The organism is Sorangium sp. So ce131 (assembly GCF_051519095.1).
Classification (GTDB): Bacteria; Myxococcota_A; Polyangia; order Polyangiales; family Polyangiaceae; genus Sorangium.
Genome location: NZ_CP150455.1, coordinates 4600362 through 4614175, shown reverse-complemented (window position 1 = coordinate 4614175; position 13814 = coordinate 4600362). Strand labels below are relative to the sequence as shown.

The window sequence follows — 13814 nt, the reverse complement described above, 5'->3', positions numbered from 1 at the left end:
GACCTCAGGGCCTCAACGGCGCGGAGATCCATCCATGCAGTCTTCGAGATTACGGGCATCCTCCAGGTCGTCCCGGCATGGGTTGCCGCCACGGCGCTCGCGCGACGTCTGCTCGGCCTCCGGACAGCGCGCTCGAGCTTCGTCATCCGGTCGGACACTGCCGTCCCGAGGGGACAGGAGCTCCGATGAGCGTTCGCGCTGCGACCTTGCTCGTGCGTGATGTCCCTCGTGCGTGATGTCCATGGGGAGGTGGCGGGAAGGCGGTGACGAGGGCGTTGTGACCCGGCAGGTCACTCCGGCCACCCCGTTGTGATGTGCGCAGGCGCAGCGCTCTGATGAGTGATTGACCGAGGCGACCGAGGCCTCCCCGGCGAAGGTGAGCGGCTCCTCAGTGCCCGACGTGGATCTCGCCCATCATGCCGCGCTCGGTGTGCTCGAGGATGTGGCAGTGATACATCCACATGCCCGGCTCATCGAAGCGCGTCACGATGCGCACCGTGGACCGCTGCGGCAGGATCACCGTGTCCTTGTTGACGAGCTCCTCGTCGGCCACCGGCACGTCGTCCCTGGCCAGGACCTGGAAGAAGAAGCCGTGCAGGTGGAACGGGTGGTCCATCTCCGCGTCGTTCTTCAGGTCGTAGACGTGGACCGATCCGTTCTCGACGTCGAGCGGCGGCACGTCCGGAAACGCCTTGCCGTCGACCGTGAACGTCAGCTTGCCGTCGACATACCCCTCGTCGAAGGTGATCGTCGCCTCCGCCGGCCCGCCCGGTAGCCGCTCGATGGCGGGGCCCGTCTCGGGGAGCGTGCGCCCGGACAGCCGGGGCCCCTCGCCGATTCGCACCCTGGCGAGCGGCATCGGCTCGGCCAGTCCGGTGTGGTGCCCGCGCTCGTAGGGCTCGTTCATCAGGGTGAGCTCCGTTCCCGGCTCGCCTTCGGCGATCAGCAGCACGTCGTAGCGCTCGCCGGGAGAGACCAGGAGCTTCTCGGTGTCGTATGGCTTCGGGATCAGCCCGCCGTCGGTGCCGATGACGCCGAACGTGTGGCCCGGGAGCGCCAGGTTGAAGAAGCGCCCGTTCGCCACGTTGACGATCCGGAGGCGCGTGAGCCCGCCCGGCTGCACGTCGAGCGCTGGCATCACCTCGCCGTTGACGAGCACGACGTTGCCCTCGCGGCCCATCATGATCGTGTCGTCGTCGAGCTCTTCGTTGAAGGTCCCGTCCTTGTTCAGGAACACGTCCCCGAGCACGGCGATCTTCTCGACGTCGGCCTCCGGCTCGTTCGGCCCGCGCACCCGGATGACGCCGAAGAGGCCCTTCTGGATCTGCTCCGGCTCCATCACGTGCGGGTGGAACCAGTAAAACCCCGCGTCCCGCAGCGTGAACTGGTACGTGAACGTCTCGCCGGGCGCGATCGGCTCCTGCACGGCCATCACGCCGTCCATTTCATTGGGCACCCGGACGCCATGCCAGTGGATCGTCGTCGCTTCCGGCAGGCTGTTCTTGAGGTGGACGATCAGCGTGTCGCCCACGTTCGCCTCGATGACAGGCCCGGGGACTGTACCGTTGTAGGACCAGACCGCGGTGGTCGTGCCCTCCAGGTAGGTCTTCTCTGCCTCCTTGGTCTCGAGATCGACCTCGACGACCCTGGGGTCGGGGTTCCTGTCGGGCACGGCGGTGGGCTCGCCCCAGGCGTCGGGCACGGGCGGCTCCTCCGCCTGCTCGGCGGCGCACCCGGCCGCGAGCAACGACAGCGAGACGACGCGCGAGAAAACACGCGCAAGCCGCGTCATGGCGCGCCCTCCTCCTCGGCGGGGTTGGCGGACATCTCGTTCGAGTACCCGGAGTAGACTTCGCCCACCTTACAGCGCAGACGGTACGTGTACTCCATGTCCTCCGTCGCCTCGGAGTCCATGTACGCCTTCTTCGACCCTGCGACGGTGAAGGCGACGGCGTAGTCGTGCGTCGGGTCCTTGCGCTCGGCCTCGATCTGATCGCACTCCGGCTGGGGCACCCACTCGACGTGAACCACGCCCAGCATCGGCATCACGAACGACAGGACCGGCGCGTCGGGCGCCGTCGCCGCAGGCCCGCCGCCCTCTCCAGTGCCGCCGTGCCCCCCCGTGCCGCTCGCGGCTCCCGCACCGCCGCCCCCTCCCGTGCCCTCGGCGGGAGAGCTTCCCGTCTCCGAACCTCCACAGGCGGCAAGGGCGAGACTGACGGCGGCGAGGCCGATGAGTCGAGCGTAAGCCATGGCTGAGTCTCCTTGTTGGTCTCTGGTGTCCCCTGAATGTAACCCGTTTGGTCACAGCGGCGAGGTGCAGCACGACGCCGCCGCTTGTTCTAGGCACCAGCGGGCCATGCGTGACACGCGGACACATTTTTTTCTGTCGCCCGCGGCCCCGGCGGCGATGCCCGCTCCGTTCTTCGATCCGTCCGCTCACCGGCACGGCGCACGGCCGGGCTGGCCACCGAGCCTGTCGCGGGGATCGCGGTGATCGCGCCCGAGGCAGGCGAGCTGAGCCCCGCGCTCCCCTGTAATGCGGCGGAGGCTCGCGCGTCTTCCGCGCAGGACTGAAAGAAGAACCCTTCATGTGCTACGCGACCGACCGCTGGAACGCCCCCGGGGTCGGTTTCCACGAGCACCTTGGAACGTGAGCGGAAGGACACGAGACGATGGCAACTACCTCGCGGCGGTACCCGCTGATCATCGGCGCCACGCTCGCCGCCGGGATCGCGGCGGCGTTGCTTCTCCAGCCCCGTCCTCCCTGGCGCGCACCAGAGCGCGGTGCCGCGTCTGTCGGCACCGTGCCCGCCGGCGGCAAGCCCCTGAGCGCGCAGGTGCGCGAGTTCGAGGGGTCTTACCCGGAGGCGGCGGAACCGACCGGAGTCGTCCGCGACGTCGCGCTTGAGGCAGCCCCGGTGACCCTGCCGTTGCTCGACGGGCAGCCCCTGGACGTCTGGGCCTACAACGGCCAGGTCCCCGGGCCCACGATCCGCGTCAAGCGCGGCGAGCGGGTCCGCGTGACGTTCACGAACCGGCTCGCGCGGCCGACCACCGTGCACTGGCACGGCGTGCGCCTCCCCAACGGGATGGACGGCGTGCCTGGCGTCACGCAGCCGGCCGTGCCGCCGGGAGGGACCTTCGTCTACGAGTTCGTGCCCAAGGATGCCGGGACGTTCTGGTTCCACCCGCATCTGAGGAGCAGCGAGCAGGTCGAGCGCGGCCTGTACGGCGCCTTGGTGGTCGAGGACCCGGCGCCTCCGGCCTACTCGCGCGACGTCGTCTGGGTGCTCGACGACTGGCGCATCCGAGAGGGCGCGATCGATCCGCAGTTCAATACCCCGCACGACCTCATGCACGACGGTCGCTGGGGCAACGTCATTACCGTCAACCGGAACATCGACGAGCGCCTCGCCGTCCGGCCCGGCGAGCGGATTCGCCTCCGGCTCCTCAAGAGTGGACGCTCAACGGCGCAGCGGCTCGCCATGCTCACGACACGGAGGCGTCGGCCTCGGACGGTCATGGGCACGAGCTGTCGGTGCTGCCGCGCCGGGACTGGAGCAAGCTCCGGTTCGTCAACGACTCCGGCCGGCTCCACCCGATCCACCTTCACGGGATGTTCTTCAAGGTCCTGAGCCGCGACGGCCGACGCGCCGACGAGCCGTTCTTCCGCGATACCGTGCTGGTCCACGCGCGTGAGACCGTCGACGTCGGCGTGGTCCCTCTCGACGAGGGGCGCTGGATGCTCCATTGCCACATCCTGGAGCACGCCGAGGCCGGCATGATGTCGCTGCTCGACGTGAGGTCGATGTGAACGCGTCGTCAGCGCGGGGCGCCTGGCGCAGGGGGAGCGGAGCGCGTTCGATCCGCTCTTCATCGAGTGGCGCGGGACGTGGCTCCTGCGCGGCGCGCGGCGTGGGCTCCTGGCCGGGCTCGCGACGCTGGCTCTTCCGCTCTCCGTCTTGCGGCCGTGCTGCCGTCTGGATGCGGACATGAGCTCGGGGACATGCTGCACGATGCCGGGGGCCTGCGTCGCCGTGGGCGCGATGCTCGGTCTGTCGCTGGCCTTGCTCATACCGCGCGTGCCAGGCGAGCACCGCGCCACGACAGCCATCGGGATGGTGCTCGGCGTAGGCTCGGTCGCCGCGCTTCGATGCAGTGCGCTGTTGTTCGGGGAGGCGGCCGGGCTGATCGGCGGGCTCGTGGCAGGTGTCGTCGCGGCCAACCTGGCGCGTGCATGGATGGATCGGGGTCAGCTCGGGGCCCCCAGCTAGTTCCACGCGTCAGGGATCCCGCCAGAAAAACCGGCCGATGACGAGCGGTTGCTGGAAACAGCAGCAATCTTGACAACGCCTCAGCTCTGCCGCCGGCTACCACCCGCCATGGCGCGCGAGCGGACGATGCGGCTCATGGCCAGCGTCCCTTCGCTCGCTGGAGGTTTCCGCCCCGCTTTTTCAGCGCGGACCGCAGCGCGTTCCGGTTCCCTGCTTAGCCGTCACCGTTGGCCGTCGACGAGAACGATTTTTGCGTACAATGTGTCGTGATACTCCTTTACGGCGACAATCTTCCCGTCTTTGAACGTGATCACGGAATGATAAAGGTTCTCGTAGTTGCGGCCATCCGCCGTCACCGCGTGACCAGCCAATTCCACAGCGACGCGGTCGTCCTCCGCGACCAAGCCGGTGGGAACGAGTTTCAGTCCTTTTGGAAAAATCGCGCTGACGGCATTCATCGCCTCAATAAATTCGGACTTATTCTTGACGCCGGAAAATGGAAGACGTTCGCCCCCGGCGCTCCACCAGGCAACGTCGTCATGGATCATCGCGAATGCGCCGGCCAGATCATTCTTGTTGACTTTTGCAAAAAACTCTTCGACAAGATGCTTATTCGTTGGTATCGTCATGTTCTTTCCCCTTTTGAGTAACCGACGCCGAAACAGGCGCAGCCGTTGTTCTTACAAGTGAGGATCGAGCAGTGGGGCGATCGCATTCGGACGGTCTTGTTCGAGCGCGGCGATGGACGCTTGGGCCTGTTCGAGGGTCGTCATGGCGTTGCCTCCCAATGACGTCATCATGCGGCTCCGTGGCTGGACTTGCCATAACGAAGACGCCACAATACTTTACGGATCGTACATGAAGCACCCGGGCGACCCCATCGAAGGCGTGCTGGCGCTGCTGCGTACCGAGACCGTCCTCTCGGCTCGCATCGATGCCCGCGGACCGTGGGCGCTTCGTTTCGACGCCTGCCCGCACGTGAAGTTCGGGACGATCGCGCGCGGTCGCGTGTTCGTGAGCTTCGAGCGCAAGCGGCCGCAGGTGCTCGAGGCCGGCGACGTCTATGTGCTGTGCAATGCTCCGTCCTACCTGGTGGCCAGCGATCTCGACGCGCCGGTGCGCCCGGCCGAGGCCCTCTTCCGGCGGGCGCCGGGAGAGACGCTACGCATCGGTCCGAAGCGGGGTGTGGCCGAGGTGCAAATCATCGGCGGCTACTTCAACTTCGATCCCCAGCACGCCCATTGGGTGACGAGCGTGCTGCCGCCGCTGCTGCGCATCCCGGCGACCGCGGCGGGGGCGGCGCACGAGCTCGCACGGCTGCTCGTGCGCGAGGTCGGCGAGAATCAAGCGGCGCGTGGGTTCGTGCTCGACCGGATCGCGCAGCTCATCCTGGTGAGCATCTTGCGGTCGCTGGACCGCACGAAGCTGCGCAAGCGAGTGGGGTGGATCGCCGCCCTCGCCGATCCGCACATCGGCGTCGCGCTGCGGTGTATTCACCGCGACCCGGCGTCATCGATCGTCGTGGGCGAGCTCGCGCGCGCGGCCGGGATGTCGCGCACCGCGTTCGCGGCGCGCTTCAAGGCGCTGGTGGGGAGACCGGCGTACGACTACGCGATCGCGTGGCGCATGAGCCTGGCGCGGGACGCGTTGGTCCGTGATCCGGCGCGCTCCATCGGCCAGATCGCGTTCGACCTCGGGTACAAGTCCGAGAGCGCGTTCAGCACCGCCTTTCGTCGCGAGGTGGGGATGGCGCCGCGCGCCTATCGGGCGGCCGCGTCGATGCGCGCCTGACGCACGGAACGAGGCCAGATCAGCATCGATCCTGCGTAGCCGAACCCGTCGGGCTCGCGGGGTCGATCGCTCGCCCCTCCGCTGCTGGATCAAAATCGAGCAGCCGACCGATCGCCTCGTGAACGACCCGGGCCGCTACCTCATCCCCGAGGGCGACGGCGCGGCTCAGGATGCTGGCGAGCGAGGCGACCACCGCAGCCCGACGTGACGGCTCGGTCACGGCGAGCTCCCCAACCCCGGGGCTTGGCCGTCGTTGGGCCCGGGTTGGGCCCCTAAGCCGTGCCGTCGCCCTCGGCGATGAGGAGGCAGCCCGGGTCGTGCACGAGGCGATCGGTCAGCTGCTCGGGCTGCCGGTGGCGGCTCGCGGCCAGCGTCCCGCCGCCGCGCTTTCACACCGTCAAGTACGCGGGCGTGCTCGCCTCGGCAAGTCGCCCACGTTGGCGCGCAAGCGCATCGGACCGCGCCCTGCGAAGCCACAAGAGCCTACGAAGGCGGACGAAGACGCCGCTTCGAAGCGCAAGCGTGGCGGCTATCGGGCGGTCGACAAACCGCGCCGAGCTCTTGCGCCGCACATTTGCGATCGACGTCCTCGAGTGCCCAACTTGCAAGGGGCGGATGAAGCTCGTCGCCATGGTGACCGAGCCAAGGAACATCGCCCGCTTCCTCTCCGCGCTCGGCGAGCCGACCGACGTCCCAGCACGCTCCCCCAGCGCCGACGCGGCGGCCGCCGTACTGGAAGAGCACCGTTCTGCGCCGCAAGGCGCCCGGTGACGCCGCATAACGTCTCGCGACGCGCCTCCCGGGCCAGACCAACGCCCGGACGGACACGTGTGCCCACGGCACGCCGATGCGCCCCGTAGCGCGCTCGGCGCCGCCCGGACCACGCTCCGCTCTTTCGGCCCAGGACCGAGCCATCACGACGCTCGCGGTCCCACCCTTTCGGTTTGCTGCGCTACACTTCTTCGCGCTGCGCTCCGGCTTCTTTTACCTACGCGCTCCGGTCTCGCCGCTGCTGCCGGCGCTCTGCCGTCGCTCTCGCATCGCACGGCAAGCCTATGTCCCCGGCCTCCTCGGCGTCAGGATGGGCTCTACCGAACGGATACCCCTACGCGATCCACGCCCCTCCCGTGGCGCCTGGACGTGCTCCTCGGCGCGGCGGTTGCGCCTCACTCCTCCCGCGTCCGTCCGCTTGCCGCGGCCCGCTCGTGCGCGAGGACCCGCTGCAGCAGCGCCGTGCTCTCCTCCGCCATCCGCTCCGGTGAGCACGGCATTCCCTTGTGGACCCAGCTGGTCATCAGCCGCACCAGCGCCGCCGCCGCCGCCTCGGAGCGGAGCATGAACAGGGCCCCCTCCTCCAGCGCCAGCCGCGGAGCGTACAGGCGGCAGATGCTGCCCTGAAGGATGTCCTCCAGGGAGCGCGTCAGCACCCGCTCGCTCTTCTCCGCGGACAGGAGCTTGCGCACCAGCTCGTGCATCTCGGCGAGGTGGCGGTAAAACGGCAGGAAGTCGAGCGCACGTCCCGCATCCCGCAGGGACAGCGCCCGCAGGTGCTCGTGTCCGAACAGCAGCAGCTGCTCCTTGTTCTCGTAGTGCGAGTAGAACGTGGACCGCCCGACGTTGGCTCGATCGATGATGTCCTGGATGGACACCTCGTCATAGCCCTTCTCCAGGATCAGCGAGACCAGGGCGTCCGAGAGCAGCTTCCGGGTCTTCTGCACGCGCCGATCCGCGAGCTTGCCGGCGGCCCGCGTCCTGTCGCCGCCCCTGTCCCTGTCCTCGTTTCCGGACTTTTTCGCGCTCTTGTTCATTAACGCTCAATCCGCGGTCCGTGTCGCTAGGTGGAAGAGGCGCCCGATCTTAGCATCCATCGCATGCGAGGAACGCTGATCTGGATGACGAGCCGCCTGCTGTACCCGCTGCTGCTGGCGGTGACCTTGTACATCATCTACGCCGCCGTGACGCAGGGCTGGGATCTGAGGCGCGCCCTGTGGGGCTACCTCTTCGGCCTGATCGTCTTGCTCATCACTGTCGAGCGCCTGCTGCCGCTGTCGCCGGACTGGGGCATGACCCGCCAGAGCTTCTGGCGCGACCTCAGGTACCTGCTGGCCTCGGGCGTCACCATCGCGGTGGTGCGGATTGGCTTCGGCACCCTGGCCCTGTGGCTCAGCGAGCGGCATGAGGGCCCGCTCGCCAGTGTCTCCGTGCTCCCCAGCGTGGGGATCTTCCTCGTGGTCTTCGAGCTGTTGCAGTACTGGTTCCATCGCCTCAGCCACGAAGGCAACGGAGCCCTGGGGCGCTTCTTGTGGAAGGTCCACCTGGCCCATCACCTTCCGGATCGCGTGTACGTGGTGATGCACGGCGTGTTTCACCCCCTCAACGCGCTCATCTCGGCGGTGCTGATCCAGTCGACCCTGCTGATCTTGGGGCTGTCTCCGGAGGCCGTCTTCGCGGCGGTGTTGCTCATCGATCTCCAGACGATGATATCGCACTTCAACGTCGACATCCGCGCCGGATTCCTGAATTACGTGTTCATCGGCACCGAGCTGCACCGCTATCATCACAGCGCCGACGTCGACGAGGCCCGGAACTTCGGGACCGTACTTCCGCTGTGGGATCTGGCCTTCGGGACGTTCCTGTACCGGCCGGACGCGGCCCCGCGCCGCCTGGGCGTCGACCGCTCCGCGGGCTACCCGCCGTCGCAGCAGTTCTGGCAGGTGCTGGCCCTGCCGTTCCGACGCTGACCTGCTCGCGCCAGCGAGCCCCCCGAGCGAGCCAGGGGGGCGCGCTCTGTTCCCTCGGCGTCATGCGGCAGCCGCCTCCCCGCGTGGCAGGCCACCCACGACGACGGCGCCGCATCCAATGGAGCGCCGCTCTGCGCGACGTTCACAGGCGTCACTACGGACGCCAGTCGAAGGGGAAGTGCTTGCTGGAACCCCCCTTGTAGGTGTGGGAGAAGTCGAAGCCGGTGGCGAGGTCGTCCTCGACCACGCCCCAGGTGGCCACCTGGCCGGGGCCGACCTCGGCGCCGGGGGCGTTGATCAACTGCACCCGGCGGTTCGGGTCCGCGGTCGGTCCGGTGAGCGCGCGCGCCCCCACCTTGACCCGCCCCGGGATCTCGGCCCTCCAGTGCGCCAGGTCGGCGGGGGCTTCGAACCGGATGGGTGCGTACTCGATGCTGCGCACCTCGCTGATCAGGGAGCCGAACTTCCCGGGCCAGCCGCCTTCCTTGCCGATGAAGATGCGTTCCAGCGCACGCCGCTGGTCGGAGTCGGCCTTGGCGTCGATGTAGAACATCAGCTTCATCATGGCGTTCGGGTCGCCGACCCACATGTTCCCCGCGAACTCGCCGATGCTGACGACCCCGAGCCCCGAGAGGTCGACGCCTGCGTAGTGCCCCTCGTGGATCTGCCAGACGAGCGTGAAGAGGCAATCCCCGTGCGTGGGGGTCTGCGCGAACGTGCACGGGCAGGGCAACGAGCAGCTGCAGATGTCAAACCACTCGCCTCTGAGGTGCCAGTCCGCAGGCGACTCCGCCTTGACCGGCGGGGCGTCGGGTTGCGCCCCAGCTTGCCCCTCGACCGCGTCGATGAGTGCCTGAACTCGTCCGCCGCCGCTCTGGATGTTCATCTCCGTTCCATGATTGCAATTGCATGCACCGCTGCACATGATCATCACTCCTTCGTCAATCCGGTTGTGTAGGTATGCCCATGGAGGTTGCGAGCTCAGGGCGAGCATCCCCTGGGACAGCGAACATCGTGGTTCTTTATTGCAGGCGTACGATCCCGCCGTGCAGCCGCCGCATCTCTTGGGGCGGCTCGCAGCGGGCATCTCGTACGTGGAGACGTTGCCGGTCGGCGGGCATTACAGGTCGCTGAGGCGGTCCTGTCTGCTGAACTGGCTGCATATTCCGGTCCGACGTGACGGCGGATTCCGAGCGCACGTCACGGCTCGTCCCGAGGGGACGTGACGGGGCGTCAGACGCAAGTTCGGGTGCAAGCGCAGCCGAGCGGAGACCGCGGCGTCGGCCTGAGCTGGCGAGAGCGCGGTGAGCTGCTACGTGACGCGGTCGGAGAAGGCAGGGCTGACGTGGACGGTCGCCCGAGACATGCTCGTCCTCAGGCGACGCGGTGCTAGCAGTCACTCACCGCGTCGCATTCACGTTCGAGGAACGGGGACAGCAGCGAGTACGTCGCCTGGCGGCAGTCGTCGTGCAAGGAGTGGCCGCAGCCCGGCACGACGTGCGCTTCGACGGCGGGCAGCTGTGCGGTGAACCGGTCGATGAGGTGGACCGGGAAGTAGCGGTCTTGGCTGCCCCACAGGAGCAGGACCGGTGCCCGAACGAGGGGCAGATCGCGCTCGGTCTCGGCCCACGTCACCGACCGCTCGATACGCAGCATGGCCGCGCGGAGATGCGGCGACCGCGCCGCGTGCGCCGCCTCCTCCACCAGCGCCTCGGGGATCCGCTCCCGGTGAACAAAGGACTTCCGCAGCATGTGGCGCACCGAGCGCTTGAACATCAGGCGCACGACGAGCTCGCCGAGAAGCGGGTAGCGCAGGAGACGGAACTCCCACGCGTCCTTGACGTCGAGGCCACCGGGAGCGATCAGGGCGAGCCGGCTGACCCGATCGGGATGGCGTTCCGCAAACCGCAGCGCGAAGCCGCCTCCCCACGAATGACCGACGATCGCCGTTCGTGCCAGCCCGACGGCGTCGAGGAAGGCGCCGATCGACCCGGCGACGGCATCGGCGTCGTACGGGAACGACGCGTCGCGGACCTCCGTGAACCCCTGTCCCGGCGGGTCGAGCGCGTAGACCGTGTGGCGCACGGCGAGGACGGGGATCATCGCGTGGAAGTTGAGCCGCCACCCGCCGCCGCCCGGGAGGAGCAGCACCGGCGGACCGATCCCGGTCCGGGCGTAGTGGAACCGGGCGACCGCCGTGTCGACGTAGCCGAGCGCGCCACCGGGGACTCATTCCCTCGCACCATGCGGTTCGGGTCGGTCAACGGGCCGTGCTGGCCACCGCAGCACGCGGAACGCTGACGTCGGCGCCCCGATCAGAGCTCGATCCGACGCAGCCGAAGGGCGTTGCCGATCACAGACACCGAGCTCAGGCTCATCGCTGCGCTGGCGAGCATCGGGCTGAGCAGCACCCCGAGGACCGGATAGAGAACGCCCGCCGCGACCGGCACGCCGAGCGCGTTGTAGACGAACGCAAAGAACAGGTTCTGTCGGATGTTGCGCATCGTCGCCCGGCTGAGCCTCCGGGCGCGCAGGAGGCCGCGGAGGTCGCCGCGCACGAGCGTGATCCCGGCGCTCTCGATGGCGACGTCGGTCCCGGTGCCCAGGGCGACGCCGACGTGCGCCTGCGCGAGCGCGGGCGCGTCGTTGATGCCGTCCCCCGTCATCGCCACGACGCGGCCCTCGGCCTGGAGGCGCTTCACGACGGCGGCCTTCTGGTCAGGCAGCACCTCGGCCTCGACGTGCTCGATGCCCAGCTTCCTGGCGACCGCCTCCGCCGTCGTACGGCTGTCGCCGGTGAGCATGATCAGGTGGATGCCCTCTTGGCGGAGGAGACGAACGGCCTCGGCGGTCGAGTCACGCACCGGATCGGCGACGCCGACGATGCCCGCGGCCTTGCCGTCCACGGCCACGAGCATCGCCGTCTGGCCTTCTTGCCGGCGCTCCTCGGCGCGGCGCGGGAGATCATCCGGCGATACACCGAGCTCCTCGAAGAGCTTGAGGTTGCCGAGCGCGACCGAGCGCCCGGCCACCGTACCCACCACGCCCTTGCCCGTGATCGACCGGAATCCTTCCGCCGGCAGGAGCTCGAGGCCCTGCTCGAGGGCCCCAGCTACGATGGCGCTCGCGAGCGGGTGCTCGCTCCCGCGCTCCAGGCTAGCCGCGAGCCTGAGGACCTCGTTCGGCGGGAGGTCGCCCAGCGTCGCCACGGAGGCGAGCTTCGGCTTGCCCTCGGTGAGGGTGCCGGTCTTGTCGACGACGAGGGTGTCGACCTTCTCGAATGTCTCGAGCGCCTCCGCGTTCTTGATCAGGATGCCGGCCGTCGCGCCGCGCCCCGTGCCGACCATGATCGAGATCGGCGTGGCGAGGCCGAGCGCGCACGGGCAGGCGATGATGAGCACCGCCACCGCGTTGACGAGCGCATGCGAGAACCTCGGCTCCGGCCCGACGAGCAGCCAGACCACGAAGGTCAGCACCGCGATCGCGATCACGGCGGGCACGAAGTACTCCGCGACGGCGTCCGCGAGGCGCTGGATGGGGGCGCGGCTGCGCTGGGCCTCTCCCACCATCTGGACGATCCGGGCGAGCAGGGTGTCGCGTCCGATGCGATCGGCCCGCATCACGAAGCCGCCTGTGCCGTTGACGGTGCCGCCGACCACGCGGGCACCGGGCGCCTTCTCGACCGGGATGGGCTCGCCCGTGACCATCGACTCGTCGACCGCGCTATTTCCCTCCAGGACCTCGCCGTCGACCGGCACCTTCTCCCCCGGTCGCACGCGGAGCCGGTCACCTGGCTGGACGAGCTCGAGAGAGACGTCCTCTTCGCGACCGTCCGCGCCGAGACGCCTGGCGGTCTTCGGCGCGAGGCCAAGGAGCGCCTTGAGCGCGCTGCTCGTCCGGCTACGGGCACGGAGCTCGAGGACCTGCCCGAGCAGCACGAGCGAAATGATGACGCTCGCCGCCTCGAAGTAGACCGGGACGGCGCCGCCGTGGCGCAGCGCGTGGGGGAAGACCCCCGGCGCCAGCGTGGCCACGACGCTGTACGCATAGGCGGCCCCCGTGCCGATGGCGATGAGGGTGAACATGTTGAGGTGCCGGCTCTTGATCGAGGCCCAGCCGCGCTCGAAGAACGGAGTGCCGCACCAGAGCACCACGGGCGTGGTCAGGGCGAACTCGATCCAGACGAGCCAGTGGCCGAGGAGACGCTGCACCGGCTGGCCCGGGATCATCTCCGACATCCCCAGCACGAGGACAACGAGGCTCAACGGGACGCTCACCCAGAAGCGCCGGGACATGTCCACAAGCTCCGGGTTTGGCGCGTCGTCGACCGTCACCGTGCGCGGCTCGAGGGCCATCCCGCAGATCGGGCAGGAGCCCGGCTCCGTGCGGACCACCTCGGGGTGCATCGGGCAGACGTACTCGACGCGCGTCGCCGCCTGGGTCGGCTCGAGGGGCTCCAGCGCCATCCCGCAGGAGGGGCACGTTCCCGGTCCGGACCGCCGGACCTCGGGGTGCATCGGGCACGTGGTGATTCCCTGGCTGCCAGCAGGTTTCGATGGCGCCGCGTGGTGGGCCGGCTTGGCGGACGCGGCCGGCTTGGCCAGGTACCTGTCCGGGTCGGCCTTGAACATCTCCAGGCAGCCGTCGCAGCAGAAGAAGTACCGGTGACCGCGGTGCTCGTAGCTCTCGCCGGCAGTCTTCGGGTCGACCTGCATCCCGCAGACGGGGTCCAGCGCGGGCTCTCCCTCGGTCCTCGTCTGGACGGGCGCGTACTTCTCGGGCTCCGCCCGGAACTTGGCGAGGCAGCGCTCGCTACAGAAGAAGTACGTCCGGCCGCCATGCTCGTGCCGTCCCGCGGCCGTCTCGGGCGAGACGGTCATCCCGCAAACCGGATCCTTCGTCCGCTCCGGGGCCGTGGGAGCCGGGTGGCCGTGCTCGCCGTGCTGATGAGGGTGGCCGTGCTCGTGGTGATGCTCGTGGCTCATGTCGTCTCCCTCTCCGCCGA

At 68.8% G+C, this 13814-nt stretch carries 13 protein-coding genes; 6 read left to right on the top strand and 7 right to left on the bottom strand.

The annotated features are described in order from the left end of the window. Positions 1-388: 388 nt before the first annotated feature. Complete coding sequence (locus WMF43_RS16945; RefSeq protein ID WP_437681418.1) at positions 389-1792, bottom strand: multicopper oxidase family protein; 1404 nt, start codon at positions 1790-1792, stop codon at positions 389-391. Next, positions 1789-2253: a hypothetical protein gene (locus tag WMF43_RS16940; RefSeq protein ID WP_437681417.1), complete on the bottom strand. Its 465-nt coding sequence runs from the start codon at positions 2251-2253 to the stop codon at positions 1789-1791. The genes WMF43_RS16945 and WMF43_RS16940 overlap by 4 nt, the downstream gene beginning before the upstream one ends. A gap of 422 nt (positions 2254-2675) precedes the next feature. Here WMF43_RS16940 and WMF43_RS16935 point away from each other — a divergent pair, with 422 nt between their 5' ends. From WMF43_RS16935 to WMF43_RS16925, 3 genes are all read left to right on the top strand, one after another. Continuing rightward, positions 2676-3638 (top strand): multicopper oxidase family protein, encoded by a 963-nt coding sequence (locus tag WMF43_RS16935; protein ID WP_437681416.1) that lies wholly within the window; start codon positions 2676-2678, stop codon positions 3636-3638. Continuing rightward, positions 3542-3817, top strand: coding sequence for a multicopper oxidase domain-containing protein (locus WMF43_RS16930; protein ID WP_437681415.1), 276 nt, complete (start codon positions 3542-3544; stop codon positions 3815-3817). Before WMF43_RS16935 ends, WMF43_RS16930 begins: the two co-directional genes overlap by 97 nt. Positions 3818-3995: 178 nt before the next feature. Continuing rightward, positions 3996-4277, top strand: a complete 282-nt coding sequence (locus WMF43_RS16925; protein WP_437681414.1) for a hypothetical protein — start codon at positions 3996-3998, stop codon at positions 4275-4277. A 221-nt stretch (positions 4278-4498) separates the two neighbouring features. On the opposite strand, the gene WMF43_RS16920 is transcribed toward WMF43_RS16925, so the two are convergent. Beyond that, positions 4499-4906 carry a nuclear transport factor 2 family protein gene (locus WMF43_RS16920; protein ID WP_437681413.1) on the bottom strand — a complete coding sequence of 136 codons (408 nt, stop codon included), beginning with the start codon at positions 4904-4906 and terminating at the stop codon, positions 4499-4501. Positions 4907-5048: 142 nt separating this feature from the next. Here WMF43_RS16920 and WMF43_RS16915 point away from each other — a divergent pair, with 142 nt between their 5' ends. Both WMF43_RS16915 and WMF43_RS16910 read left to right on the top strand, forming a co-directional pair. Beyond that, the gene (locus WMF43_RS16915) at positions 5049-6068 is read left to right on the top strand and encodes an AraC family transcriptional regulator (protein WP_437681412.1); all 1020 of its coding nucleotides are present in this window, start codon (positions 5049-5051) and stop codon (positions 6066-6068) included. A 615-nt stretch (positions 6069-6683) separates the two neighbouring features. Continuing rightward, positions 6684-6839 (top strand): hypothetical protein, encoded by a 156-nt coding sequence (locus WMF43_RS16910; RefSeq protein ID WP_436626287.1) that lies wholly within the window; start codon positions 6684-6686, stop codon positions 6837-6839. A 395-nt stretch (positions 6840-7234) separates the two neighbouring features. Here the strand turns inward: WMF43_RS16910 and WMF43_RS16905 are convergent, their stop codons facing one another. Continuing rightward, the gene (locus tag WMF43_RS16905) at positions 7235-7876 is read right to left on the bottom strand and encodes a TetR/AcrR family transcriptional regulator (RefSeq protein WP_437681411.1); all 642 of its coding nucleotides are present in this window, start codon (positions 7874-7876) and stop codon (positions 7235-7237) included. Between the two features lie 63 nt (positions 7877-7939). On the opposite strand from WMF43_RS16905, the gene WMF43_RS16900 reads away from it, so the two are divergent. Further along, positions 7940-8809 carry a sterol desaturase family protein gene (locus WMF43_RS16900; protein WP_437681410.1) on the top strand — a complete coding sequence of 290 codons (870 nt, stop codon included), beginning with the start codon at positions 7940-7942 and terminating at the stop codon, positions 8807-8809. 154 nt (positions 8810-8963) lie between these two features. Here the strand turns inward: WMF43_RS16900 and WMF43_RS16895 are convergent, their stop codons facing one another. From WMF43_RS16895 to WMF43_RS16885, 3 genes are all read right to left on the bottom strand, one after another. Beyond that, a complete protein-coding gene (locus WMF43_RS16895; RefSeq protein WP_437681409.1) occupies positions 8964-9734 on the bottom strand; it encodes a DUF1326 domain-containing protein in 771 nt (256 codons plus the stop codon). Positions 9735-10198: 464 nt separating this feature from the next. Continuing rightward, positions 10199-10960: an alpha/beta fold hydrolase gene (locus WMF43_RS16890; RefSeq protein WP_437681408.1), complete on the bottom strand. Its 762-nt coding sequence runs from the start codon at positions 10958-10960 to the stop codon at positions 10199-10201. A 164-nt stretch (positions 10961-11124) separates the two neighbouring features. After that, positions 11125-13794 carry a heavy metal translocating P-type ATPase gene (locus WMF43_RS16885; RefSeq protein ID WP_437681407.1) on the bottom strand — a complete coding sequence of 890 codons (2670 nt, stop codon included), beginning with the start codon at positions 13792-13794 and terminating at the stop codon, positions 11125-11127. Between the last annotated feature and the right edge of the window lie 20 nt (positions 13795-13814).